The organism is Neisseria sp. P0006.S004, assembly GCF_051963015.1.
Lineage (GTDB): Bacteria > Pseudomonadota > Gammaproteobacteria > Burkholderiales > Neisseriaceae > Neisseria.
In genome coordinates this window covers 605,376-632,341 of the sequence record NZ_JBQCUS010000001.1, presented here as the reverse complement: position 1 = coordinate 632,341, position 26,966 = coordinate 605,376, and the positions used below count along the sequence as shown (strand labels likewise).

The following is a 26,966-nucleotide window of genomic DNA, read 5'->3' as shown; positions in this document are numbered from 1 at the left end:
GAGACTTGGGCCTACACCTACGACGCCCTGGGCAGAAGGATAGGCAAAGGCCGTCTGAAAAACGAAGAAGTTTCAGAAACGTCATTCCCGCATGATTTAGGCGGGAACGGCCTCGAAAACCAAACCCGCTTCGTTTGGGACGGCAGCCACCTCTTGCAGGAAGTCCACCCTGACGGCAGGTATACCTATCTCTACACCGATCCCAACAGCTACGAACCCTTGGCGCAGGTATGCAACTGGACCAACGAAGATGGTGAAAGCAAACAGCAAACCCACTACTTCCACTGCGACCAAATCGGTATCCCGAGAGAGATGACCGATAAGGACGGCAACCTCTTATGGTTCGGCAACTACACCGGCTGGGGTCGTCTGAAAGAGGAAACCAAGGTAACGTATAACGCATACCAACCCTTCCGATTGCAAAACCAGTACGCTGACCGTGAGACAGGGCTGCATTACAACTTCTTCAGGTATTATGAGCCTGATGCGGGTCGGTTTGTGAATCAGGATCCGATTGGGTTGATGGGTGGTAGTAACTTCTATCAATTTTCGACAAATACACAGAATATGATAGACCCTTGGGGATTGAACGCTGTTGGCGTAGCCAAAGGGGTATTGTCTATGATTGCAATTGATACAATGACTCCAGACCCCAGTGATGTGGCATGGCCTAAATGGATTGTGTATGGGGCACTTGGAGTTGCAGCAACAGGTGTTATTGCATTATCGGAAAGCGATACATGTACAGGAAAATGCCAGGAAGAAAAAAAACGTAAGAAATGTTTAGATGCTACAGTAGACAACATTAAAATGGTTACGGCAAAAACATCTTATCTAACATTACAAAAAAGTGTTTCCATCCCTGCTGTTGCGAGATACACAGCATTGATTGAAAGAGGTAGTATTGCCCCTCCAGTTAAAATGGATGGAAATACTATTGTAGATGGTAACCATAGAATGGTAGCTGGATTATTGTGTAATCAAATACCTGCTAGTACCCCAGGAACTGCTCCATTATCTAAACCAAGAATACCTTTGAGAGATATACAACCAGACCCTATAGATTGGTGGTAATAAAAATGATATCAAATGACATTCAAGAATTACTTAAAAATATTATAAAGTCTCTAATTAAAATCGAAACAAAAGAATTAGATGTCTTAATTTCTAGACAGTTAACCCATATAGATAATATTGATTTTCACAGATACGAAATATCCCATAGGGAAATTGGAAGTCTCAAATTTTCTTTCTGTTCATTTCGTGGTGCTTTCATAAGCTATAGTTCCTTTACTAATTGTAATTTTATTAATTGTTCTTTTATTACGGCAATAGTTTGTAATACAAAATTTACTAATTGCACATTTATTAATTGTGTATTCAGATCAATGCATATACAAGATAATTTAATATCTAATTGCTCTTTTCAAAACTGCTATATAGAAGATAATATATTTTCTACAAATGAAATATAATTTATTACAATGTTGAACAAGGCATCCAAGCCGCCTTTTAGACGGCAACAGCAGTAATTGCCTCTAGAGGCCATAAGGAGTGTGTAGCAAACCAGAATCAGAGAAAACTGACCCCTGCTATTGTCCACCAGGTACTTGTGGAATTGTTTATCTGAGGACACATCCTAAAACTGGCGAAAAATATGTAGGCCAAGCCAAATCCTCAATAAGATATTTTGCCAGGCAAAGAGAACATAATAGAGCATTCATAGCAACTCACAGGTTTACCTTACTTGGGCAAACTAAATCTGGTCAATGTCTAGACCGATTGGAAGAAGATCACATTAGATTACAAGGCGGTATCAAGAGTCGAGGAGGACCTTTGGCCAATAAACGTCATCAGATGTCTGAACCTCGCTACCGTGCAGCAGGTGGAAAAATTCCCATGCCTTATTGAATTACAGAAAGGAACTTTAAAAAATGGCAAGAAAAAAACAGAAATGGCAGGTAGGCGATTATTTTGGCATTCCCATAGAAGATGATTTTTTAGCTGTTGGACAGATTCTTGGAAAATATGATTGGATAGGTGTAACCTGCTTAATTACCAAAATGAAAATTTCCTCAAAAAACCTTCCTTTATATGAAGATATAAAAATAGATAAAAACGATGTTATTGCTGCTATGTTTATTACTGAAGAATCGTTAGATAAAGGATTCTGGCCAATTATTCAACAAGGTATAGTAAATAAAAATATACTGAAACAATATTTTCCTAATATTGATTTAATTAAACAAGGAAATATTATGGGTATTAATACCGAAGGTTCAGCTATTATTGATGATTTTATTAAAGCTTATTTTAGTCTAGCACCTTGGGATGACTGGCATGACCCCGAATACCTTGATAAACTTCTTATTTCTCCCGACAAAAAACCTGAAAATCTCATCTATAAGAACAAATGATCTGTTCCAACTCAAAGCTTGTCCTGAAAGTAAAATGCTTCGTACTCTTTGAAAAACCTTCACGTAGCTTTCCAAATCTCGGTGTTAACGATGGCTTTATTTTGATTTCAGTTTGAGCAAGTTTTTTTTTTTCAGATCGATCGTATTAGTTGACTCAAGTTACAAGGATGGTTCAGCTTTTTTGGTATAAACCCTCCGGGTACGACTGAAGCGGAAGCCTTAAGAAAATGTGAAGAACGAAGAAATTTACAATGTCTAAATTCTAATAGACAGGAGGACGTCTGATATTCAGATGGCCTTTACATTATAAATTAGCTATATGCTATGAGCTGAAGGTACTTAATATCGTAATAAGTTTCCTCCCCTCTACCCTACTCTATTACTCAATAATTAAGTGGTAGAGTTACAGACAAATTTCTCTTAAAACCTATTGATTTTATAATAAAAATTGGAGTACTATGAGCACACTCTCTAGAGTACTATTAATTCTCATTTGACATACAGGAACAATAAGCGGAATTTGTATAAGAATAGGAAAAAGGAAAATAATTTATATTATGTTAAATTATGATTATAAATTATAATCATAATTTACTAATTTAATTAGTATTTTTTAAATTCTTATTCTAAGCCACTTTCAAAGAACAGGATCTTTTGTATCGCTCAGTGGATATCTAAAATTCTAAAAATCATTTGAACTTAAAGATTCAAACGGTTTTTTAGTATCAATTTATTTATATTCCATGCTTTTAAATACGGTTAAATTTAAAAATTTAATCCTCATTCAAATCCAATCGCTTGCCCCATCAAGCTCTACCCGTACTTAACCCTGCTTTGCCGTTTTCCCACAAAGTTTTCAACAATACTTTCCACGCCGATAATTTAGGATCAGGCTGTTTGCCTTGGCCAATTAAGTCCATTTGCGTCATATACCAGTTCATTTCCAACATTGCGCCCACTTTTTTATCAACAAATGCTACGCCAGTTTTGATGCGGTCGATTTGCACGGTTTGGTAAGTGCCGTTTTGCATTTGGTTCGCCAAATCAGGCACTAAGGCAAACGGGCGGGCGACGCCGACCAAATCCAAATGGCCGCTAGATAAGGCATCTTCCATTGCACTTTGTGAACGAAAACCGCCGGTGATAATCAGCGGAACTTGGCTGACTGCACGGGCTTTTTCGGCGTAATCGATGAAGAAGGCTTCGCGTTTGCGGGTGCTGTCTTTGGCGGCGAGCATTTGCGGGCTTTCGTAGTTGCCTCCGGAAACTTCAATAAAATCAATGCCCATTTCCGATAGTTTTTGCACCACCTGTACCGATTCGCTTTCGTCAAAACCGCCTTTTTGGAAATCCGCCGAATTGAGTTTTACGCCCACCAAGAAATCTTTGCCCACAGCGGCGCGGATAGCGGTGTAGGTTTCCAAAAGGAAGCGCATACGGTTTTCCAAACTGCCGCCCCATTGGTCTTGGCGGCGGTTGTGGTGCGGTGAGAGAAATTGGCTGATGAGATAGCCGTGTGCGGCGTGAATTTGTACGCCTGAAAAGCCTGCCTGTTCGGCAATTTTGGCGGTTTGTACGAATTGCTGAATCAGCCCGTTGATTTCATCGGCAGTCAATTCACGCGGCGGGTTGATGAAGCCATCCATGCCCACCAACGGCACGGCGCTCGGCGCAAGCGGCGTTTTATTGACTACCGCAGGCGACTGTTTACCCGCATGATTAATTTGCATGATGAGCAGCGTGTCGTTTTGCGTGCCGGCTTTCGCCCATTTTTTCAGCATCTCAAGGCTGCGGCCGTCTGAAATCACCACATCGTTTATCGAACCTTTGCCGCTTTCGGCGACCATCACATTGCCCGTAACCAAAACGCCCGCACCACCTTGCGCCCAAGTGTCGTACAGGCGGATGAGTTTTTCAGACGGCTGGTCGTTTTGGGCAAGTTGCTCTTCCATGGCGGATTTGAAGATACGGTTTTTGGCAATTTTGCCGTTTGGAAAAGTGAATGAAGTGAATAACATAATCGTTCCTTTAAGTTGATAAGTTTAAAAATGTAAACGTATCTGGGTGAAAATAAAGGGTTAATAGATAACCCTATTTTGAAAGCGGGCAATTTTGAGCCATTAAATCGGTAAGCTGTTTCAATCTTGCCACCGCATCCGCCATGGCGATACTGTAAAACCGCTCTTTGCCGACCTGCTCCACCGCCACTGCCCCGGCTTGTAGCATGATTTTCAAGTGATGCGACACCGCAGGGCGCGACAGATGCAGATGCTCGGTCAGCTCATTCACATTCATTCTGCCGTGTTCCCACAGCACGCGCAGGATTTGATGGCGGTTTTCATCGCTCAACACGGTAAAGATGGGAATGCACTCGCGCATTAAATTCATGGTTTGTTGCGGCATATTCGGCTTCTTGAGTTTATATGTTTAAAAACTTGAACGCATTTTAAAGGGAACGATGGGGAATGTCAAAGGGAATTTTAGAAGACGGGTTCGCGTACCAATTAGCGACTGACAAAATGGTGGGCAAAAGCCCACCTCTTCAAGTTGATGTTTTATCATTAACCAAACACTGTTTCCAAGTGTGCTTGGTAGTCTGATAAGTATTGTTCTACTTGTGGATTTTTAATTACATCGTTACATAAGAATGTCGGCAGCCTGAACAGCCTTAACCATTTCACTCAATTCCGCCCACACTTGGCGAATGGGAACGGGTAAATCTTGTTTAAAATAATAGTGCAAAGTTTTTAAGATTAAATGAGCAACCATTTCCCCTTGATAATCCAAATTTTTATGAGGGAATTGTGTTTGTTGCTTGGCGATATAATGATTTTTTAACATTAAAAACATATCGTCCCACAAATGATGGCGTTTGGTTTTAATTGTCCATAACGCCAAAATCAATCGCCGTTTTTCATAAAATAGCGGCAAAATAATTTCAATGAATTCATTTAAATCAATAATTTGTTTTCGTTTTTCAATCAAATAGGAATATTCCGCTTTTAATTCACTAATCATCGCCCCTGCCAAATCGCTTTTGCCTGAATAATATTTATAAAAAGTATTTCTATTAACCAATGCCCTATCCAAAATCTGTTGCACTGCAATGTTTTCAAAAGACTTCTCTTGCAACAATTCCACAAAAGCGGTGCGAATGGCTTTGTGTGTTTTTTGTACCCGTAGGTCTTGTTTTTCAGACGGCATAACAATATTACCTCAATTCATCTATTTATAAATACAGATTTTAAAATTTATACTCTTATTATACCATTTGAGGGTTAATTTGACCATTTTTATTGACCAAACAATCTTTTAGAATGAGCCCATCTTATGAATTGTTAACGGAGAATATGTAATGTCCCAATCAATGTATTTAGCAAACGACATGACCGACTATGAAAAACTAGGGATTGATCCTGTGGAGGTTAAGCCTTTTGAAGACGGTTTGCGGACTGATGGTTCGTCTGGCACTTGGGAATGGTGGTATTTTGATGCTCATTTAGACAATGGTGCAAAATTAGTGGTGGTATTTTATACCAAGCCAAACACGATGCCCCATTTGCCTTTGTCGCCATTTATCCGCATTGCCCTTGAATTGCCAGATGGACGTTCAGTGCAAAAAACCAAATTATTCCCTGCTGATACCTTTACAAGCGCAAAAGAAACTTGCGATGTAAAAATTGCCGACAATCATTTTAAAGGCGATTTGCACCGCTACCACATTCAAGCCCAGATTGATGAATTGTCGGTTGATGTGACTTTAACAGGGCAAATCAGAGCGTGGCGACCAAAATCAGGGCATATGTATTGTGGCGACAAATTGTTTGCGTGGTTGCCGAGTGTACCGCAAGGTGAAGTGTCGGCAAATATCAAGCTTGGCGATGAACAATTTGTGGCACAAGGCACAGGCTATCACGACCACAACTGGGGCAATGCACCGATGAAGTCTTTGATTCATCATTGGTATTGGGGGCGTGCCAAAGTGGGCGATTTTACCGTGATTGCCTCGCACATCACAGCAGCCGAAGCATTTGATTACACGCCACAAACGCTGTTTATGTTGGCAAAAAATGGGCAGATTGTGGCGGACGATGAACAGGCGGTGCGTTTTTCCATTGACGAAATCCACATTGATGAAGCCACCCAAAAACCTGTTGCCGACATCGTCAAATACGAAGTGGTCAATGATGAGCATCGCTATGTCATTACTTTCCATAGAGAAAAAACAATTATGGCATCTAAGTTTATTGACCAAGCCACACCTGAACAACGAGCCAAAATGTTGGAAGCAGGCGATGACGGGGCTTATTTGCGATTTGTTGGTAAGGTGAGCATTGCCCATTTTGTCAATGGCAATCAGGTTGCCTATGCAGAAGATGAAGCACTTTGGGAGCTGATGTATTTTGGCAAGGCTTTATTGCCTTAATTGATGGTTTAAATCACCGCTTCGGTTTAGGTTCAAGCGGTAGCACTATATAATTCCCAATAGATTTTGGGGCTGACGTAGATTAGCCCTAAATTTATAAAAAAAGGGATGTGATGTTTGCGGTTATTGTCCCGTTTTCCATGAAGCGATACGTTTCAAATTATCCACCGTGTCGTGATTGACGATGGCGGCGAACGTACCGTCCAGTTTGGCAATTTCGGCTTTGTCTTCATCGCTGAGGGCAAAGTCAAAGACGTTCAAGTTTTCCGCCATGCGTTCGGGTTTGGTGGATTTTGCCAACACGATGATGCCACGTTCCACCAGCCAGCGGGTAATCACCTGCGCCACGGATTTTCCATATTTCGCACCGATTTTGCTTAATACAGGGTTGTGGAAAATATCATTTTTGCCTTCGGCAAACGGCGCCCATGCTTCCACGGCGATGCCTTCAGCCTGCAAAGCGGTAACGGCTTCGGTTTTTTGTTGGAACGGATTGATTTCAATCTGATTAGCCTGCGGCATCACTTTATTGAATAGTCCCAAATCCACCGCGCGTACGGGCGAAAAATTGCTCACGCCGATAGCGTGGATTTTGCCGGCTGCCTGATATTCTTCCAGCGCGCGCCATGTGCCGTAGCTGTCGCCGTAAGGCTGATGAATCAGCACCATATCGATGTAATCCAAATTCAGACGGCCCAATGAACGATCCAGCGAGGCTTTGGCGGCTTCGTAGCCGAAATTTTCCACCCAAATTTTGGTGGTAACAAATAATTCTTCGCGTGCCACACCGCTGTTTTTAATCCCCAAACCGACTTCGGTTTCATTCATATAAACCTGCGCGGTGTCGATGTGACGATAGCCTGCCTTGATGGCGGCAATCACGGCCTGTTCGGTTTCTGCGGGCGGAATTTGGAATACGCCGAAACCAAGTGCAGGAATTTGTACGCCGTTGTTTAATGTGATGTTTTGCATGATATTGTCTCCTGTTTGTTCTCATGAAAGTGTAGCCATTTTAGCCCGTGTTTTTATTGAGATAAATTAGGTTTGGTTTTATGATGTCGTGAATTAAATTCACTAATCACCTAAAACGGGGTAGGAAAATGCAGAACTTTAACGAGCTGAATTATTTTTTGACACTGGCGCAAACGCAGAGTTTTGTGAAAGCGGGGCAACTTTTGGGGATTTCTTCTTCGGCGTTGAGCCATAGCATGAAAAATTTAGAAACGCGGCTAAATTTGCGTCTGTTCAACCGCACTACACGCAATGTGTCGCTGACCGAAGCCGGGCAGCAGCTTTTCGACCAACTTTCCCCACTTTATCAAGCCATAAACCAAGAAGTCGATGCATTAAATGATTTTTTGAATACGCCATCGGGATTGATTCGCATCAATGCCCCTGTAATAGCAGCGGAAGCCGTGTTGTATCCAAAATTAAAGCCGATTTTGAACCAATACCCGAAAACCCGCTTGGAAATCGTGGTGGACGATCGTTGGGCAGATATTGTGAAAGAAGGATTTGATATGGGCGTTCGGTTAGGTAACAAGGTAGCGAAAGAGATGATTGCGGTACCAATTTCCGCACCGCTCAAAATGGTATTGGTTGCCTCGCCCGATTATTTGGCACAACACGGTTCACCGAAAAATATTGATGATCTGCAACAACACCGCCTTATCGGCATAAAACTCTCCGCTGAACATGGCACGGAGATGCAGTGGGAATTCAAATACAAAAAAGAGCTGATTACGTTCACACCTAAATCGCAGTTTTCCATCAACAATCATCTGCGCCTGCAAGCCGTTTCAGACGGCCTTGGCATTGCGTGGATAGCACATATGAGCGTAGCGGATGCACTCAATTCGGGGCACCTGGTTGAGCTGTTGCCTGAGTATGCTATGACTTACGAACCGCTTTACCTCTATTACCCCAGCCGCCGCGGGCATTCCAATGTGTTTAAGTTGATTGTGGATGCGTTAAAAGTTAAAGCCGTCTGAAATTTCAGACGGCTTTTTTCATAACAAAGAGCGGTCAGATTTTAAGATGTTTTTACAAATCATCTTAAAATTCGACCACTTAAAGTCTTAATCCACCTAAAACTTCCTATTAAAGAAAATATTAGTGTTTAAGATCCATTCAATTTATTCAATTCCTAACTTCTTATTAATAACCGTTAGTAAATCATCATTTTTATTCAAGATAATAGGAAAACCTGTTACATCTAGCACGTTACTAGTTATGGATAATTCTAGTTTCCCTTCTTCATTAATTCGATAAGAAAATATTGATGACTGTCTTCCTAATGTATCCAAATTTTCTTCCCCGCTCTTATAATGGGCATAAATTGTGGAAAAAAAGTCTAAAAGCTCATCTCGAATTGCTCTTGATTCATCAATAGATTCACTATCTGATGCATATTTCAAGCACTTCAGAATATCTTGGTATGTGCTTTCAAGCTTTTCTGATGAAGATAAAATATATTCACTTTCAGTAACTGCATCATCAACTTTATCTGTAATTGCATTATTATCATGATAATAGGATTCAAGAGCTCCTTTTTTTAAAATAAACAATCCCATTTTTTCAAAAATATCAAATAATACAGTGAGTCTATTTTTTATATTATTCCAATCATCATTCAAATTTTGCTCATTTAATACTGTACATAAAGCTGAGCGTTTTTTATTCAATAATTCATTTTCTGATAAGGTAAAATATGAATGATTTTGAGCTATGTTAGCAATATCATCCCAGTTATTTTGGACTAACGAACAGAAGTCGTCATAAATATTCTTTGCAAGAGCTAAAATACCTGAATGACCGTTTTTACTAGCTAATCTATCTGCAGCATTTTGTATTTGTTCATTATGAAAATAGTCACGAACTAGATTCAAACTATCCGCAAAAGCATCTGCATCAACTAAAACTGTTGGTGTTTTACCCATTAGTCTAAATAACTTAACTGTTTCAGACATAGCTTCCTTACCATTAATCGGTAATATCTGAGAACCTGCTGCTTCAAGATTTAAATCTAATTTATCTGAAAGTGCATTGCAGATAATAACATCAGATGGACCTTCAACTAAAAGAGGTGTTCTAGAGAATAAGGCTAATTTGTGCTCTTGTCCTAATCGAGCAACAAGAGATTTTAAGTGTTTATTTTGTAACTCTCCTGCATCTTTGGGAATTTGAATAGGATCTTCTTTTAAATCATTACAAAAAATAAAAGATAACAAATCATCTGTTTTAGAAATCTTGATCATTTCCGTTGAGTGTGTTGCCATCACAATTATTTTTTTATAGTCATTCTGCTTAGGAATTCCTGCAACTCGTGTAATTTCTTTAAGTAGAAAGGCTTGTAATTGTGGGTGTAATGAAACTTCAGGCTCATCAATAAGTAAAACCCCGACTTCATCATCGTATAGTGCAGATAAAATTCCAACCAGATGTAATAAACCGGATGCTTCACGCCCAGAGGAGTAATATGAATTACCGTTATCTAGCCTAGCAAATGATACTTTTAAATTTCCAGCATCCCAATCAATTTTAATATTTCGTTTAAACAATTTTTGTAAACGTTCTCTGACCTTAATTAAAATATCAGTGCGAGCTGACAGTGTATGAAAATCTCCATTAATAGTTTCTATTTTATGGCGATATTCAGAATCAGATTTATGACCATGTGTGGCATTATCTGCCTCTCTAGGGCGATCATATTGGTCATAATTGGAACGATATCTTTCCAAAGGACCTAACCGTCCAGCAGAAATAAAACGAACATTTTTATGCGTGTAACTATTAAAACTTTCTTTTAATCCCTTTAATAAATGAGTTTTTCCTGAACCATTTGGCCCAACAATAAATGTTAATGGTGATCGTAGTTCAATTTCTCTAGAAAAATTACCTTCATGGCTATTGATATTAGCTGTAATAGATAATGGAAATTCCATAATTTAGTTCCTTATTAATTAACATGTTAAAAAGCATACAACGGCACATTCACCAGCCAATCCTGCTCCCGATAGTCTGCCATGGAAAAACGAATTGCTTGCTCAGGTTGAAATTGTTCTACATACACTTTCAAACTTTTCGCTTTTAAATTTTCTTCTGCTTTGACTTCAATCGGAATCACAGTTTGCTTACGTTGCACAACAAAATCGACCTCTGCTGTACCTTTTTCAGTGGCCCAATAAAAAACAGGGTTTTCTTGGGTGGCAATCAGTTGTTGCAAAACATATTGTTCAGTTAAAGCGCCTTTAAATTCGGTAAAAATACGGCTACCTTCTAGCAATACGCTGGCATCCAAATTGCTTTGTGCGGCAAGTAGCCCCACATCTAAGCCATATAATTTAAAGGCGTTATCTTGATAAGCGGAAAGTGGTAAATGTGGTTTCTTCACACGAGGCACGCTATGCACTAAGCCGCTGTCTTTTAGCCATTGCAGCGCAATTTCATAGTCTTTGCTTCTCGCCCCTTTTTGTAGCTGAGCATAGATGAATTTTTTATTTTCTTTGGCAAGCTGTTCAGGAATGGAAGCCCAAATTGACCGCACTTTTTGCACGGTTTGGCCATCGTGAATATGTTTGGAAAAATCTTGCTCATACGCCATCAATAAATTACGTTGCACTTGGCGCACTTCATCGACATTTTGTGTTTCGATAAATACTTTTACCGCTTCGGGCATACCGCCGACAAAATAATATAAACGGAGTAAATCAATATAAGTGGTTTTCATGGCTGAAATTAGCGACCAGTCTTTCAGCTCAAGCAATTTCACCAAATCTTGTTTGCCAAGTGCGGTTAAAAATTCATGAAAATCCATGGGATAAAGTGGTAGAAAGTCCACTTTGCCGACAGGAAAAGAGACTTGATGATGTAGTGATACCCCAAGCAATGAACCTGCCGCGACGATATAAAACTGAGGTGCATTTTCGTAAAAATATTTGAGTGAAGATAATGCTTGTGGGACTTCTTGTACTTCATCAAAAATAATCAGGGTGTTTTCTGCTTGAATATCGACACCGCTTTCAATTTTCAAACCGAGCATTAAGCGATCAATATCATAATCGCCAGAAAATAGCGTTTTCATGCGAGGGTTATTATCAAAATTGATATACGCCACTTTTTCAAAGGATTGCTCGCCAAAGTGTTTCATCGCCCAGGTTTTTCCTACCTGTCTTGCTCCTTGAATAATTAATGGTTTTCTGTTTGTTTTGTGCTTCCACTTTTCTAAGGATTGTATGATTTTACGCTGCATAATATTTCTCTAAAACAAGGGATGTAGGCTAATTATACAGTACCGCATACACTTTTTCTAACGATATAAGTTTGTATTTTTACGCTTTTTCAATGAAAAAAATGTTAATTTGCTCACTTTTTAAAGCAAAAGATAGTTTTTCAGACAGTCTTTTAGAAAAAAGAGCGGTCAAATTTTGAGATGTTTTTGCAACTCACCTTCAAAATCTGACCGCTTGTTTTTTTTAAATTATTTTCCTTTCTTCTGATTCATCAACCAATCACGGGCAGGTTCGAGTAAATAGGCGTAATCAAATGAGTACATATGCTCTGCACCTTTGTGGGTTGAGTTTTCCGGAATTACGGTATTTGGTGCGAAACGGATGAAGTTAATACGTTTGCCTTGGGCAAGCATTTGTTGGACTTTTGCGTCTTGTTCGGTCTGCGGTAATTTGGCAGAGAACTCAGTTTCGGCGTAGCTGACTTTATCTTGTTTCAGCATTTTTCCAACTTGAGCCATGCCTGCGGAGGCTTTTGGATCGGCAGCCGAAACGGTATAAATAAACTTCGCTTTCTCCAATGGTTTTAAAACATTGATATCCCATTGACTGCCGACAAACATAGACGCCGCAAAGAAGTTAGGCTCGATACTATTTAGGTAGAATGAAATCATACCGCCCATGGATTGACCCGTGGTGTAAACACGATTGGCATCAATCGCTTTTTCGGCGATCAGATTTTTGACAAGGCGTAAGGTCATGGGGACTTCTTCAGTTGTTTCCCATTTATCGTTGACTGCCGTTTCGGTGTAAGACGGTACAAGGACAAAGGCTGGGTGTTTCGCCTGCGCTTCATCGGTTGCCCAGATAATGCCGCCGTAGCCTTGCATTAGTGGGGCTTTTACGCCTTTTCCTGCTGTGCTGGCATCTGCGATAAACATGACTAACGGATATTTGCGACCCGGCTCAAGATTTTTCGGGGTGTACAGGTTGTACTGCATTTCTTTGCCTGTTTTGGGATCTTTAAACGTTAACACTTCAAAACGTGGTGCAATTTGTTCACGCAAGGCAAGCAAGCGACTATCGTAGGATTTATCTGCGCCGCCGTATTGTTTGTCCCAAGCTGCATTTTGCGTGTTTTGAGCCGTCATTGCTGTTTCAGTCGCATTTTGAGTGGCATTGCAAGCGGCAAGCAACAAACTTGCGGCGATAATTGTTGCTGTTTTCTTCATCATGGAAACTCCTTAAATTTTGCGGGAAATCATTAATTTTTTTCGATGCCTAAACGGTTCAACGCATCAATCGCTGGCTGGGAAATATGGTCGCCTCGTTTAGCAGACTCTTGATACCAATGCACGGCTTTGGTCATGTCTTTTGCCGTGCCGATGCCGTTTTCGTAGCAATGGCCGAGCCAGTATTGCCCGGTGATGTCGCCCGCTTCTGCCGCTTGCATGAAGTAGGCAAAAGCAGTTTTCTCATTCTTGGCGACACCTTCGCCGTTTAGATACATCAGTCCCAGATAACGCGGCGCTTTCATATGCCCAGCCTGTTGAGCTTGCTCAAAGTAGGACATTGCATGTTGGTAATCCTGTTTTTGATACAAGGCGATGCCTTCGTCCAATAGGGCTTTCGCCTGCTCATTATGTTGCGGAACGGTAGAACAGGCGGCGAGAAGGGCTGTAGCGACGAGCGCGGATAGTTTGGATTTCATAAATTACTCCCTAACATGTATCGCAAGTTGAAATAATAGTACAAAGTTTTGTTTTAGACATCAAAGTGCGGTCAATTTTCAGCACTTTTTATCAATCCTTTTCTTCACCAAAACAACGCATTAAGCAATCCAATACGGTGCGTACTTTTGCTGATTGGGTGCGATGTGCGGTGGTGGCATAAAGGGTGCGGGTGGGGAGTTTGTGTAAATAGTCTGGGGAAGCACAAATCAAGGTTTGCCATTGTGCCAATGGGCGCGAGATGCTGTCGGCGTTAGGCTGCGTGTGGTGCGGTTAAGCAATTTGACGCCGTAATAATTTTCCAGCTAGCGAATGGCTTGACTGATTGCGCTGGCAATCATGCCCAAATTCGCCACATCCGGTATTTGTCTTAAACTTCCCGGCTGTTTGGACTATTGTAGAACCGTATTTGAATAACAAATAATGAAAGGAAAACAAAATGCTTAAATTATTTACTTTACCCGGTGAAGGTAAAATTCGCAGTTCATCACCTTTCGCTTGGAAAACTGAAGCGATGCTGCGTTTATCCGGCTTAGATTTCGAAAAAGAATATGTTGCCGATCTCAGCAAAATGCCTAAAGGCAAAGTTCCGGTATTGCAAGATGGCGAGAAGTTGATCCCTGATAGCTCTCTCATTCAGCGTTATCTAACCGAAACCTACGGCATTGATTTAGATAAACATTTAACGCCTGAACAAAAAGCGATTGCTGAAGCCTTTCGCCGTATGACAGAAGAACATTTATATTGGATGGTCGTATATAACCGTTTCGTCGATCCTCTCAGCAAACCATTTATGATGAAGGCAATGTTTGATGGTATGCCGACCGAACAAGCCGAAGCGATTTTTGCTGTGTTACAGGAAAACGCGAAAAAAGAAATGTACGGACATGGTATCGGAAGACACACGCAATCCGATATTTACGCCTTCGGAAAAGGAGATTTAGACGCCATTAGCAACTACTTAGGCAAAAAATCCTACTTTTTCGGCGAAGAATTAACCTCCGTTGATGTGTCCATCGTGCCTGTTGTTGCAAACCTGATTCTTACCCCCATCGACACTGAAATTGCGCTATATGCAAGAACCAAAGCAAATTTAGTCGCCTATATTGAACGTTTCGATCGGGCAGTATTTGGAGAATAAAGCAAGAAATCAAAGGCCGTCTGAAATTTAGGTTTCAGACGGCACTCTTAATTCGGCCAAAGTTTAGTTTTTTTTGCAAATATTCGTCAAAACTTGACTGCTTGAGACCTTTGCAAAATTCCCCAAAGTCCCCTAAATTCCCACCAAGACATTTAGGGGATTTCTCATGAGCACCTTCTTCCAGCAAACCGCCCAAGCCATGATCGCCAAACACATCGACCGCCTCCCACCATTGAAGTTGGATCAAGTGATTGATTGGCAACCGATCGAACAATACCTGAATCGTCAAAAAACCCATTACCTTCGAGACCACCGCGGCCGTCCCGCCTATCCCCTGTTGTCCATGTTCAAAGCCGTCCTGCTCGGACAATCTCGGACAATGGCACAGCCTCTCCGATCCCGAACTCGAACACAGCCTAATCACCCGCATCGATTTCAACCTGTTTTGCCGTTTTGACGAACTGATTAACCGACAACTGACCGAAAAAAACCTAAAAGTAGAGAAAGCATCCGCCGCCGTCGTTGACGCCACCATTATTCAGACCGCCGGCAGCAAACAGCGCCAGGCCATAGAAGTCGATGAAGAAGGACAAGTCAGCGGCCAAACCACACTGAGTAAAGACAAAGATGCCCGTTGGATAAAGAAAAACGGCCTCTACAAACTCGGTTACAAACAACATACCCGTACCGATGCGGAAGGCTATATCGAGAAACTGCACATTACCCCCGCCAATACCCATGAGTGCAACCATCTGTCCCCTTTGTTGGAAAGGTTACCCGAAGGTACGACCGTCTATGCCGACAAAGGCTACGATAGCAAGGAAAACCGGCAACATCTGAAAGAACATCAGTTGCTGGACGGCATTATGCGCAAAGCCCACCGCAACCGTCCGCTGGCGGAAGCTCAAACGAAGCGTAACCGATATTTATCGAAAACCCGTTATGTGGTCGAACAAAGCTTCGGTACGCCGCACCGTAAATTCCGCTATGCCCGGGCAGCCTATTTTGGTCTGTGTAAAGTGAGTGCGCAAAGCCATCTGAAGGCGATGTGTTTAAACCTGTTGAAAGCAGCTAACAGGCTAAGCGCGCCTGTTGCTGCCTAAAAGGTGGTCGGATGCCTGATTATCGGGTATCCGGGGAGGATTAAGGGGGTATTTGGGTAGGATTAGTGAATATTTGAAACGAAAACAGCCGAAATCCTGTTTTGGGCTTCGGCTGTTGAGGAAAGGTATTTTGCAAAGGTCTCTGCTTGTTTTATCTAAACTCAGTCTATTCATCTTCCCCTCCCTATTTGGGAATTTAATAAGTGTTTGAAATAAAAAAGGTGAGCCAAAATGCTCACCTTCTAAACTAATATTTTGCAATTAACCGAATACTTTTTCTAAATGTGCTTGGTAGTCTGCTAAGTATTGTTCTACTTGTGGATTTTTAATCACATCGTTACATAAGAATGTCGGCAGACGGGTCAAGCCGATGAATTCGTTGAGTTTGTGGAAGTGCATATACAATACATCCACACCTTTACCCTCGAAGAAATCGCCTTCACGGGTGAAGGCTTCAATCGGCGCATTCCAAGTAAGCGAGAGCATGTGTTTTTTGCCTTGCAACAAACCGCCTGTGCCGTAGCCTTCGGTTGGATTGACACGATGGCGGCCATCGCTGTGGTAAAGCTTGCCGTGTCCGGCGGTTAATACTTCGTCTATGTATTTTTTCACTGTCCAAGGTTCGTGCATCCACCAGCCTGGCATTTGCCAAATCACCGCATCCATCCACAAGAATTTTTCGATTTCTGCTTCAACATCATAGCCGGCATCAATCACGGTTTCTTTTACATTATGTCCAAGCGCAGTCAAAACTTCTTTCGCTTTTTTATGAAGCGTGTGGTTCAACTCGCCATGCGAATGTCCGAAATCTTTACCGCCGTCTAATAATAAAATATTCATTTCACTCCCCTAAACCAGGCAATTCTAACAAAGAGGGGCTGCTATTATGCCGTTTTAGCCTTTATTTTGAAAGTGTGGCCGTCTGCACATCTTAAGCCACGCAACGTAAAATCAGAAAATCCCGTGAATTTTTTCGGTCAACTGTTTTACGAGGATTTGTTCGTAGATAATTTGGACTTAGGCAGACTAAATGACCTAAAAGCTACAGTTGATAGGGAAAAAGCCAAAGTTTATTTTAACGAAGAACGTATATTTTATTTAAATATACGGATTGATGAATTTCTAAGGGAACTAATTACAAGATAGTTATTACCTATTGAAAGATATTAAATAATCATTAATTTGGCATATCTCTACCTGAACATTAGCCCCCTTACTGAGCCGACTACAAAGGCTGGGCCAAATCATTTTCTGTGTTGTAGCTGATAAAATCCTGCTCATGAGGGAAATGGACAACCCTTGCGCGTTGCTGCTGCAACCAGCCGCGGATGCTGCGCATTCCTGAATAAAGGTATGGCACGGTACTTTGTAGGATTTGCGGACGGATAAACATCACGCTGTAATGCGGTCTGGACGGGGTTTCAACGTAAAATGCATTGCACAACGGCGTGCGTTTGGCGATGGTCTCAAACTGGGAAACCAAGTTTTCAGGCAGGCGGGGCATATCGCAGGAGACGATAAGCAGCCAGTCTGCAGTAGCAATTTGCAAATCGTTGGCGGCGGTACACAAGGCGGCTAAAGGGCCGTAATGTTGCCATTGGCGCGCATCGGAGAAAACGTGCGCGCTGCGTTGGGCGTAGGATTCGAGATTGCGGTTGGCACTGATGGCGATATGGCTAACTTGCGGGCGGATTTTTTCGATAACGTGGTCTATCAAGGCTTTGTTGTGCCACTGCACCAACCCTTTATCGACACCTCCCATCCGGCTTCCCTGCCCGCCGGCCAATATCAGTGCAAAAATTTTCATTTTGGTAGTCCTTTGCAAAGCAGAGTGTGTAGGTGTTATTCGCGATGTTGTATTTATGGAATAAGTTTTAAGGCTTCAGGCCGTCTGAAACCTGGTTTTGTAATTTAATTCACTTAAGATGAATTTTATCATAACATGATTTTACATTAAACCCCTGTTTTTTCTTATCATAACCATACAATTATTTTAGACAGGTTGTTTATAAGCCGAAAGAATGATATTTTTATAAGATTATCGGATTAGTCTTCCTGCGTGCTTTATGCGTTTATTCTCCGGATCGTCAGACGGCCTGAGCCTGTCCTCGCGTTTAAAACTGCTGACTGTGTTATGGGTCGGCTCGGCTTTTTTATCGATTGCCTTTACCCTGCTGCTTTCTTGGCGTTTGGAAAGCGCGGCCAAAACGATTGAAGATGCGGGCAGCTTGAAAATGCAGGTGTATCGTTTGGCTTATATGGCAAGCGTCCGTACGCCCAATGCGCAAATTGACAACCAAATCAAAGAATTTGAACGTACGCTGGCCAATGTAACGCAAAGCGATGCCATTCATCCGCTGATTCCGTCACAAATGCCGCTGGCTTACGATTTGATTCAATCGATGCTGTTGATTGATTGGGAATCCAACATCAAGCCTTCTTTGCAACATTACGAGCGGCCGACCCAAATCGGCCTATACCGTTTTGCCGGCAATATCGAGCTGTTTTTACAAGCGATGGAAAACGCCAACGAGCAAAATACTTTGTGGCTGCGCCGTTTTCAAATGGCGATGATGTTGATGATTTTAGTGGCTGCCGGCTTGATGATTGTTTGGCATTATTCGTGGATCATCCGGCCGCTGGAAAAATTGCGCGACGGGGTAGAAACCATCAGCGAAGGTCGTTTCGGGGTGCAAATCGATACAGACCAAATTCGTGAATTCGCCCAAGTCAGCAAGGGCTTCAACCAAATGAGCCGCCGTCTGAAAACGCTTTATACGGATTTAGAAGGACAGGTTGCCCAACAAACCCAAGACTTGGCTCGGCAAAACCGTGACTTGACCCTGCTCTACCAGACTACGCGCAACCTGCACCAAACCTTTACGCCGCAACAGGCCGCAGAAGAATTTTTGGCTCAGATTCTGCCGGCGTTTTCCGCTTTGGGCGGTACGGTATATCTTTCCGATGAAGAACGCAAACGCTCTGACTTGGCGGCAAGTGTCGGTGAAACCGAAGAGGGAAATCATGTAGAATTCCCAATCGTTTACCAAGACGAACAGCTCGGTGTATTGGCCCTGTATTTTTCAGACGGCCATATGCCCAATGAGCAAGATGAAAAATTATTGCAGACTTTAAGCGGGCAGCTGGGGATTTCCATCGCCAACAACCGCATGGAACAAGAACGCCGCCTGCTTGCCGTCTTGCAGGAACGCAACTTGATTGCACAAGGTTTGCATGACAGCATTGCACAAGCCCTGACCTTTTTGAATTTGCAGGTGCAAATGTTGGAAAGCGCGTTTGCTTCAAACCAACGCGAGCAGGCTGAAGAAAACATCAGCTTCATTAAAGACGGCGTGCAGGAATGCTATGAAGACGTCCGCGAGCTTCTGATGAATTTCCGCACCAAAATCAGTAATAAAGATTTCCCTGAAGCGGTAGAATCGCTGCTGGCGCGTTTTGAACGACAAACCGGTATTCCAGTTGATTTAAAATGGCAGGACGATGGGCAGGCTTTGAATTATGATGAGCATTTGCAGATCATCTTCATCTTGCAGGAAAGCCTGTCCAATATCCGGAAGCACGCGCGTGCGCAACATGTCAGCGTCGAAATTGCCAACCACGGCGATTTTGTCATGACGATTCTGGACGACGGCGCAGGCTTTAATAAAGAACACCTATCAAACCGGCCTTCAGGCGAACATGTCGGCTTGGGCATTATGCAGGAACGGGCCCAACGGATTAACGCAGAATTGGCCATTACATCGCAGATTGGGCAAGGTACGGCGGTTATGCTGACTTTGCCGCAACAAATGAGAACAGCATCATGACGATTAAAATTACCCTTATTGACGACCACACCCTATTTCGCAGCGGCATCAAAGCCCTACTCTCCCGCCAGCCTGATTTTGAAGTCGTCGGCGAAGCTTCAGACGGCCTGGCCGGCGTAAAAATGGTCGAACAGCTCAAGCCTGACGTAGTTTTGCTGGACTTGGATATGCCGGTTATGAACGGCCGCGAAGCACTGGCTCAAATTCTGAGCATCAATCCGCAACTGACCGTCATCATGCTGACTGTTTCCGAAGACAGTGACGACTTGACCGAATGTATGCGTATGGGGGCAAAAGGCTTTTTGCTGAAAAACATCAATGCCGACTTCCTGTTGGAAAGCATCCGCAAAGCCGTCGACGGAGACAATGTATTCTCCCCTGAAATGACCAGCCGCTTGGTGCAATCACTGATTTCTCCATCTCCTTCCCGCTCAGACCATCTGCTGGCGCAGCTGACCCCGCGCGAAATGGAAATCTTGGGCTACCTTGCCGCCGGACACAGCAATAAAATCATTGCCCGCCATTTGAACTTGGCTGAGTCAACCGTCAAAGTGCATGTGCAGAACCTGTTGCGCAAGTTGAACCTAAGCAGCCGCGTTCAAGCAGCGGTTTATGCGGTGCAACACAAAGTACCGCAACCGGTATTGTCTTAATCAGGCCGTCTGAAACCTTCTTTTTAAAAGGTTTCAGGAAAAGTGTTTATTCGCTATAATCACGCCGATTTATATGCAGGGTTGTCTGATTCTTTCAGACGGCCTTTTTATTTGATTTCTCACTGATTTAAAACAACATGTCCGAAAACATTCCAGAAAATACACCCAAAAATACCGTTCCTGAAGAACACAAACGCAGCATCCGCAGTTTCGTCTTGCGCCAAGGCCATATGACCGCTGCCCAACAGCGCGCCATCGATACGATGTGGCCGCAATTCGGTGTGGACTTCCAAGAAGCCCCTTTGGATTTGAACCATGCTTTTGGACGGGACAACCCTAAAGTTTTGGAAATCGGTTTCGGTATGGGCGTCGCAACGGTGGAAATCGCCAAACGTCTGCCTGATACCGACTTTTTAGCGATTGATGTTCACGGTCCGGGCGTCGGCAATATCTTGAAGCTGATTGAGGAAGAACACATTTCCAATATCCGCGTGATGCGTCATGATGCGGTGGAAGTGGTGGAAAAGATGCTGGAAGACGGTTCTTTAGACGGCATTCATATTTTCTTCCCTGACCCTTGGCACAAAAAACGTCACAACAAACGCCGCTTGGTACAAGTGCCGTTTGTTGAAAAGCTATTGCCCAAACTCAAAAGCAGCGGCTATGTCCATATGGCGACCGACTGGGAAGAATACGCCGTGCAAATGCTGGAAGTTTTGAGCAGTTTCGACGCTTTGCAAAACATGGCTGCCGATTACTCCCCTACGCCTGATTATCGTCCTGAAACCAAATTTGAAGCCCGAGGCAAGCGGTTGGGTCATGGCGTTTGGGACTTGGTGTTCCGTAAGAAATAAAGCCAAACATAAAACACAAGGCCGTCTGAAAAATTTCAGACGGCCTTTTATCTTACTGAATTAAGCCAAGAAAAGTTTATAAGCCGGATTATCGGTTTCTTCTTTATAAACATAACCCAAGCTCTCCAAGAAGTCGGTAAAGGCTTCATTGTCGCTTTCCGGCACATCGATACCGACCAAAATACGACCGTAGTCTGCGCCATGGTTGCGGTAATGGAACAAAGTAATATTCCACTCGGCACGCATATGGTTCAAGAAACGGGCCAATGCACCGGGGCGCTCAGGAAATTCAAAGCTGACCAAACGTTCGTTGGCTACTTTTTCCGTACGGCCGCCGACCATGTAACGGATATGGATTTTGGCGATTTCATCATTGGTCAAATCGACATTGGGCAGGCCTGCTTCAGTCAGTTGTTCACTGATGACGGCCAAGTCTTGCGCACCGGCGGTTTGCAAACCGACAAAAATATGCGCATTTTTATCGCTGCCGTAGCGATAATTGAACTCAGTAATGTTCCGGCTTCCCAACAAATTGATAAACTTCAGGAAGCTGCCCTTTTCTTCAGGAATGGTAACGGCGAAAATGCCTTCGTTGCCCTCGCCCAGCTCACTGCGCTCTGAAACGTGGCGTAAGCGGTGGAAGTTCATGTTGGCGCCGCTGGTGACGGCAACCAGGTTTTGACCTTGGATATTGTTTTTCGCAACGTAAGCCTTCAGGCCGGCAAGTGCCAATGCACCCGCAGGCTCGGTAATGCTGCGCGTATCATCAAAAATATCTTTAATCGCGCCGCACAACATATCCGTATTGACCGTAATAATTTCGTCCAACAGCTCTTTACACAGGCGGAATGTTTCCTCACCCACCACTTTAACCGCCGTGCCGTCTGAAAACAGGCCGACATCTTTCAAATGTACGATTTCCCCAGCCTCGACCGATTGCTTCATACAGCAAGAATCATTGGTTTGCACGCCAATCACTTTAATTTCAGGGCAAACTTGTTTGATAAACGCCGCTACACCCGCTGCCAAACCGCCGCCACCAATCGGAACAAAAATCGCATTGATATTGCGGTGTTGACGGAGAATTTCCATGCCGATAGTTCCCTGACCAGCAATTACGTCAGGATCATCAAACGGCGCAATATAGGTCAGTTTTTCCTTTTCTGCCAACTCCATCGCATAATCATAGGCGTCGTTGTAAGATACGCCTTTCAATACCACTTCGCCGCCTCGGCTCTTGACCGCGTCAATTTTGATTTTAGGCGTTGTTTCCGGCATCACAATGACGGCGCGGCAACCCAAATACTGGGCCGACAAAGCCACACCCTGCGCATGATTGCCCGCGCTGGCAGCAATCACGCCGCAATCCAAAGCTTCTTTCGGCAGCTTCGCCATTTTGTTGTACGCACCGCGAATTTTGAATGAAAAAACAGGCTGCAAATCTTCGCGCTTGAGCAAAACCTGATTGTTCAGACGGCCTGACAGACTGCGCGCCAAATCTAAAGGCGTTTCTACGGCCACATCATAAACGGAAGCGGTCAAAATACGGGTTAGATAATCAGAAAGAGGAAGGGAATGGTTCATGGTATTTTAGTGTTCGGAAATAAATTGCAATTCGGTCAAACCGACCGGAGGAAAAAGTTAAAACCATACCCCTGAGGCCGTCTGAAGGCAAGAAAAATCTTAGCAAAGCCTAAATGAGACGGTATAATGTCCGCTTAATATCTATTTAATATGCCAAACTGTTTGCTTCATAACAGTATCCACTCATATTCAAATCCACAAATAATGATGAAAAAAACGCTACTTAGCTTAATTTTTGCTGCCCTCCTGAATACTCCTGCCCTCGCTGCCGACCCGGTTGCATCTGCACCTGCCGTACAAAGCGAGGCTCAAACGCAGCCGCTGCTGCACAGCATCAACAGCCCGACAACGCCGCCGGAAATTGCGGCGACGGCCTATATCGTTACCGACCTGCACAGCAAGCAAACCTTGGCATCCAACAATGCCGATACACCTATCGAGCCAGCCGCGTTGACGCAAATGATGACCGCCTACCTTGCCTTTAAAGCACTGGAAAACGGTACACTTGAAGCAAGCCAAATGTTGACCGTTTCCAATGCCGCATGGAAAGTCGAAGGTTCGCGCATGTTCCTTGATCCGAAAGTTCCTGTCAGCGTCAGCTCCTTGATTAAGGGTACAACCATCCAATCGGCCAACGATGCCGCCATTACCCTTGCCGAAGCCATTGGCAACGGCTCTATCGACGAATTCGTCAAACAAATGAATGAAGAAGCCAAACGCTTGGGCATGAAGCACACCCACTTCAACAACCCGACCGGTATTTCTTCTAACGGCCATGTTTCAACCGTTGGCGACCTTGCCATCTTGGCAGCCGCGCTCATTAATGACTATCCGAAATATTATCCTTTATTTGCAAACAAATCTTTCAAATACAATAACATTGAGCAGCCCAACCGCAATCTCCTACTCTATCGCGACAGCAGTATCGATGGTTTGAAAACCGGCTATAGCGAAGGCGCAGGCTACCATCTTGCCGCTTCCAGCAAACGCAACAACCGCCGTATTGTTTCCATCCTTGCCGGTGCCGAATCTACCGAAGCGCGCGCCAGTGAAAGCAGCAAACTGCTCAACTGGGCGTTACAGGCATTTGATACACCCAAACTTTATAACGGCGGAGAAGTAATTTCCCAAGTCAAAGTTTACAAAGGCAGCACCAAAGCCGTAGACATCGGTTTCTTGGACGATGTTTACATTACCATCCCCCACGATACCGGCAAAAACGTCAAACCTATCTTAGAAACACTTCAGCCTGTCCTCGCCCCAATTGAAAAAGGCCAAGTATTGGGCAAACTGAAAGTCATGAAAGACGGCAAAGTCATTGCCGAAAAAGACGTCGTCGCCCTGACCGGCGTGGAAGAAGGCAGCTGGTTGCGCCGTATGTGGGACGCGATTGTGTTGTGGTTTAAAGGTTTATTCAGTTAATCCTCTTTCTATCAAAACATAAATAAAGGCCGTCTGAAACCTATTTTCTAGATTTCAGACGGCCTTTATTCAGCCTAAAAGACAGCTAATTAGATAATTCCAGCGTTGGCGGTAGATGCTGTGTCATCATGAACATCAGCCGTATCGACAGACGAGTAGCTCATACGGTCAGTATGCGTATTGACGTCCGACAAATTACTGATATTGCCATTACCTGACAACCTGCCCATCAACTCTTGCAAGCTTAATGTACCTTTATCGAAACGGAAAGTATCAATCACGGCATCGTTAGTGTTACCGGAAACGAATTGGTCATTGATGGTTATGCTGTCCCCTTCTGATCCCTTGATGGTAATTTTCCAATCGATATTGCCTCGAACATCAGTAATGGCATCAATATGCAGGTCATTAACAGAAATATTTTGGCCAAATTGCAGTGCATTATGTTCGCCCACATTATCGACAATCGTATCCTTACCTTCTCCAAGGCTGAAAACATAAGTATCGGCACCCTTGCCGCCTACCAAGTAATCGGTTCCTTGTCCGCCGAACAAAATGTCGTTACCATCGCCGCCATTCAAACGGTCATTGCCACTTTCGCCCCATAAAGTATCGTTGCCATTGCCTCCATGTATAGAATCATTACCCATACCGCCATTGAGACGATCGTCTCCATCATAGCCAAAAATAATGTCATTACCTGAATCACCGTTAATCGTATCATTGCCCAAACCGCCTCTGATACGGTCATTGCCATCGCCGCCGCTGACAAGAGCATGGCTGCTGTCTGTAATTGTGATGATATTATCAGCACCTAAATGAAGTGAGGCTTGGGTAAGACTGTGATCATCTACTTCCGCTACATTTTTTGCAGAATTATTTTCTGCTACCGAAAGGCTGTGATTATTTTCGATGGTCAATGTAGTCTCGTTTACAGACTCTGGAATATTACCTTCTTTAGGATTACGGGTTTTGGTAATTTCTTGATCGGAAAGATTATTCACAATAGTGTTATTTTCAATTTTGACATTGTTGAGTTCTCCCAAAATATCTTTTTTGGGAGTAGCATAATCCCTGCCTTCTTCCAAATCGATAGAACCTTTAACACGACCATATGTGTCCGCATTAGTCCCATTGTTTACCAGTAAGTTATCGTGAACGGAAATACCCGTATCATTGAAATCAAAATTATGGCTGTTTTTGAATACAGTGTTTAAGCGTACGCCACCCCAATTGGCATTATCTTTAATAAGGTTATTGGCTACTTCATGACCTTTGCCGCCAAAGATACCAATACCTGCCGCACGCCAGCCTAATTCAACGGTATTGTTTAAAAAGTGGTTATTTTCAGCAACATGGGCATTGGTATTCTCATGATGACTTGACCATGTTGCTAAGCCATCATCACCATTGCCGCGAATATTGGAATTGATAACGGTGGAATTGCTGGTACCTTGGGCAAAGTTAACGCCGTCTGCAAAGTTATTACGAATAGTGGCATTGGAGATAGTCAAACCATCAGTGTAATTTAAAGGTTTGTTTTTAGAATAATCCCCAATCCATACGCCAGCTTCAAAATGTTCAATTTTAATATCGTGAATAGAAGAGCTAGTACCTAAAGTTCCAGATATCCCTTTGTAATTGGCTTTCTCATCATATCTTGAGTTCAGATTTGAATCCATGGAGAGATTGCCCAAATCTATATTGTTACTACCGGGTTCAAAAGTAATACCACCGCCACCGCTCGCATAACCCTTATCATCGTATTTAGCAGCTTCTGTATTCAAAAAATGTAACTTAGTGTGCCATTGCCCTGCACCGGTAATCTTAATGCCATCAGGAACATAAAGAGAAATCGGTCGTGAAAAATCAAATTGACCTTCAGGAATGTAAACAGATTTTTTAGACGCTTTGGCAGATTCAATCGCAGCCATGAATGCTTGGTAATCATCCGAGCCGTCATTGGCAATTGCGCCGAAATCAGTAATGCTGACACTGTTTTCAGGCTGTCTAATGGTATCCGGTGCCTTTTCCAAATCAACCAAGTCAATGCCTACGGGTGTGCTGTCAAGATTAGTGATGGTAACTGTATCTCCTTTATTGATATGGGCATCTTTAAATAATTGGCTGACTTCGTCAAATTGGAAGCGGGCAAGCCTATCTGCCGCAGGCGTATCATGAACTTTAATATCGTCATTCGGATGATATGTATAGTTATCCAAATATTGCCAGTTAGATTTGGAAGACAAATCCAAAGTACCGATCACTGTATTATTGACTTTGACTTCTACTTTACCGCTTTCACCGTCAGGAACGGTATAACGGATGGTTGCTGCATTGGCATCTGCTTGTGCAATAAATGACACAGATGCATTAGTCGGCAAATCAACATATGCCTGACCGCTTGCTTCACGGGCAGTTGCGCGTTCTGTTTCTTTAGAAGAAGACTGGTTCTCAATGATACCGTTCTTCAACTCGCCTTGTTCTGCCTCGTAAGTCGTGTAGGCAAGTTTTGCACCATATTGGGAAGCGTTTGGTACTACAGTTTTAAGGTCTACCATTTGATATATTCCTTCAAAAA

General features: G+C 43.1%; 22 protein-coding genes and 1 pseudogene. 11 read left to right on the top strand and 12 right to left on the bottom strand.

The window, feature by feature from the left end:
• From ACTHR2_RS02985 to ACTHR2_RS02975, 3 genes are all read left to right on the top strand, one after another.
• Positions 1–1,074: RHS repeat domain-containing protein (locus ACTHR2_RS02985; protein ID WP_440375335.1), on the top strand; the 1,074-nt coding region annotated here is incomplete at its 5' end.
• A gap of 5 nt (positions 1,075–1,079) precedes the next feature.
• Positions 1,080–1,475 (top strand): pentapeptide repeat-containing protein, encoded by a 396-nt coding sequence (locus ACTHR2_RS02980; protein ID WP_150537337.1) that lies wholly within the window; start codon positions 1,080–1,082, stop codon positions 1,473–1,475.
• Between the two features lie 459 nt (positions 1,476–1,934).
• Positions 1,935–2,417, top strand: a complete 483-nt coding sequence (locus tag ACTHR2_RS02975) for a hypothetical protein (protein ID WP_440375334.1) — start codon at positions 1,935–1,937, stop codon at positions 2,415–2,417.
• 806 nt (positions 2,418–3,223) lie between these two features.
• Here ACTHR2_RS02975 and ACTHR2_RS02970 read toward each other — a convergent pair.
• The 3 genes from ACTHR2_RS02970 to ACTHR2_RS02960 form a co-directional block, all read right to left on the bottom strand.
• Positions 3,224–4,435 (bottom strand): NADH:flavin oxidoreductase/NADH oxidase family protein, encoded by a 1,212-nt coding sequence (locus tag ACTHR2_RS02970; RefSeq protein ID WP_440375333.1) that lies wholly within the window; start codon positions 4,433–4,435, stop codon positions 3,224–3,226.
• Between the two features lie 73 nt (positions 4,436–4,508).
• Positions 4,509–4,820, bottom strand: a complete 312-nt coding sequence (locus tag ACTHR2_RS02965) for an ArsR/SmtB family transcription factor (protein WP_308111336.1) — start codon at positions 4,818–4,820, stop codon at positions 4,509–4,511.
• A gap of 234 nt (positions 4,821–5,054) precedes the next feature.
• Positions 5,055–5,621, bottom strand: a complete 567-nt coding sequence (locus ACTHR2_RS02960; protein WP_263336228.1) for a TetR/AcrR family transcriptional regulator — start codon at positions 5,619–5,621, stop codon at positions 5,055–5,057.
• Between the two features lie 151 nt (positions 5,622–5,772).
• Between ACTHR2_RS02960 and ACTHR2_RS02955 the strand changes: the two genes are divergently transcribed.
• A complete protein-coding gene (locus tag ACTHR2_RS02955; RefSeq protein WP_263336225.1) occupies positions 5,773–6,843 on the top strand; it encodes a lipocalin-like domain-containing protein in 1,071 nt (356 codons plus the stop codon).
• Positions 6,844–6,966: 123 nt separating this feature from the next.
• Here the strand turns inward: ACTHR2_RS02955 and ACTHR2_RS02950 are convergent, their stop codons facing one another.
• A complete protein-coding gene (locus tag ACTHR2_RS02950; RefSeq protein WP_440375332.1) occupies positions 6,967–7,815 on the bottom strand; it encodes an aldo/keto reductase in 849 nt (282 codons plus the stop codon).
• 128 nt (positions 7,816–7,943) lie between these two features.
• Between ACTHR2_RS02950 and ACTHR2_RS02945 the strand changes: the two genes are divergently transcribed.
• Positions 7,944–8,834 (top strand): LysR family transcriptional regulator, encoded by an 891-nt coding sequence (locus ACTHR2_RS02945; protein ID WP_440375331.1) that lies wholly within the window; start codon positions 7,944–7,946, stop codon positions 8,832–8,834.
• Between the two features lie 144 nt (positions 8,835–8,978).
• Here the strand turns inward: ACTHR2_RS02945 and ACTHR2_RS02940 are convergent, their stop codons facing one another.
• The 4 genes from ACTHR2_RS02940 to ACTHR2_RS02925 all read right to left on the bottom strand — a co-directional run bounded on the left by ACTHR2_RS02940 (position 8,979) and on the right by ACTHR2_RS02925 (position 13,782).
• Complete coding sequence (locus ACTHR2_RS02940; protein ID WP_263336217.1) at positions 8,979–10,787, bottom strand: ATP-dependent nuclease; 1,809 nt, start codon at positions 10,785–10,787, stop codon at positions 8,979–8,981.
• 26 nt (positions 10,788–10,813) lie between these two features.
• Positions 10,814–12,094 carry an ATP-binding protein gene (locus ACTHR2_RS02935; protein WP_263336214.1) on the bottom strand — a complete coding sequence of 427 codons (1,281 nt, stop codon included), beginning with the start codon at positions 12,092–12,094 and terminating at the stop codon, positions 10,814–10,816.
• A 228-nt stretch (positions 12,095–12,322) separates the two neighbouring features.
• Positions 12,323–13,306 (bottom strand): alpha/beta hydrolase-fold protein, encoded by a 984-nt coding sequence (locus tag ACTHR2_RS02930; protein ID WP_263336211.1) that lies wholly within the window; start codon positions 13,304–13,306, stop codon positions 12,323–12,325.
• 29 nt (positions 13,307–13,335) lie between these two features.
• Entirely contained in the window at positions 13,336–13,782 is a 447-nt protein-coding gene (locus tag ACTHR2_RS02925) for a tetratricopeptide repeat protein (protein WP_263336207.1), read from the bottom strand.
• Positions 13,783–14,240: 458 nt separating this feature from the next.
• Between ACTHR2_RS02925 and ACTHR2_RS02920 the strand changes: the two genes are divergently transcribed.
• Both ACTHR2_RS02920 and ACTHR2_RS02915 read left to right on the top strand, forming a co-directional pair.
• Positions 14,241–14,942, top strand: a complete 702-nt coding sequence (locus tag ACTHR2_RS02920; protein WP_263336204.1) for a glutathione S-transferase family protein — start codon at positions 14,241–14,243, stop codon at positions 14,940–14,942.
• Between the two features lie 166 nt (positions 14,943–15,108).
• Positions 15,109–16,045: pseudogene (locus ACTHR2_RS02915) on the top strand (IS5 family transposase).
• Positions 16,046–16,306: 261 nt separating this feature from the next.
• Here the strand turns inward: ACTHR2_RS02915 and ACTHR2_RS02910 are convergent.
• On the bottom strand, positions 16,307–16,885 hold the full coding sequence (locus tag ACTHR2_RS02910; protein ID WP_150537351.1) for an NAD(P)H-dependent oxidoreductase: 579 nt from the start codon (positions 16,883–16,885) through the stop codon (positions 16,307–16,309).
• Positions 16,886–17,270: 385 nt separating this feature from the next.
• Complete coding sequence (gene mobA, locus ACTHR2_RS02905; RefSeq protein ID WP_063068994.1) at positions 17,271–17,852, bottom strand: molybdenum cofactor guanylyltransferase MobA; 582 nt, start codon at positions 17,850–17,852, stop codon at positions 17,271–17,273.
• A gap of 259 nt (positions 17,853–18,111) precedes the next feature.
• Here mobA and ACTHR2_RS02900 point away from each other — a divergent pair, with 259 nt between their 5' ends.
• From ACTHR2_RS02900 to trmB, 3 genes are all read left to right on the top strand, one after another.
• On the top strand, positions 18,112–19,872 hold the full coding sequence (locus tag ACTHR2_RS02900) for a histidine kinase (protein ID WP_263336198.1): 1,761 nt from the start codon (positions 18,112–18,114) through the stop codon (positions 19,870–19,872).
• A complete protein-coding gene (locus ACTHR2_RS02895; protein ID WP_004520571.1) occupies positions 19,869–20,525 on the top strand; it encodes a response regulator in 657 nt (218 codons plus the stop codon). Before ACTHR2_RS02900 ends, ACTHR2_RS02895 begins: the two co-directional genes overlap by 4 nt.
• A 137-nt stretch (positions 20,526–20,662) precedes the next feature.
• Positions 20,663–21,379, top strand: coding sequence for a tRNA (guanosine(46)-N7)-methyltransferase TrmB (gene trmB / locus ACTHR2_RS02890; RefSeq protein WP_263336184.1), 717 nt, complete (start codon positions 20,663–20,665; stop codon positions 21,377–21,379).
• A gap of 60 nt (positions 21,380–21,439) precedes the next feature.
• Here trmB and ilvA read toward each other — a convergent pair whose 3' ends face one another.
• On the bottom strand, positions 21,440–22,963 hold the full coding sequence (gene ilvA, locus ACTHR2_RS02885) for a threonine ammonia-lyase, biosynthetic (RefSeq protein ID WP_263336181.1): 1,524 nt from the start codon (positions 22,961–22,963) through the stop codon (positions 21,440–21,442).
• A 204-nt stretch (positions 22,964–23,167) separates the two neighbouring features.
• Here ilvA and ACTHR2_RS02880 point away from each other — a divergent pair, with 204 nt between their 5' ends.
• Complete coding sequence (locus tag ACTHR2_RS02880) at positions 23,168–24,385, top strand: D-alanyl-D-alanine carboxypeptidase family protein (RefSeq protein ID WP_107723228.1); 1,218 nt, start codon at positions 23,168–23,170, stop codon at positions 24,383–24,385.
• 89 nt (positions 24,386–24,474) lie between these two features.
• Here the strand turns inward: ACTHR2_RS02880 and ACTHR2_RS02875 are convergent, their stop codons facing one another.
• Entirely contained in the window at positions 24,475–26,946 is a 2,472-nt protein-coding gene (locus ACTHR2_RS02875) for a type 1 secretion protein (RefSeq protein ID WP_440375330.1), read from the bottom strand.
• Positions 26,947–26,966: the final 20 nt, after the last annotated feature.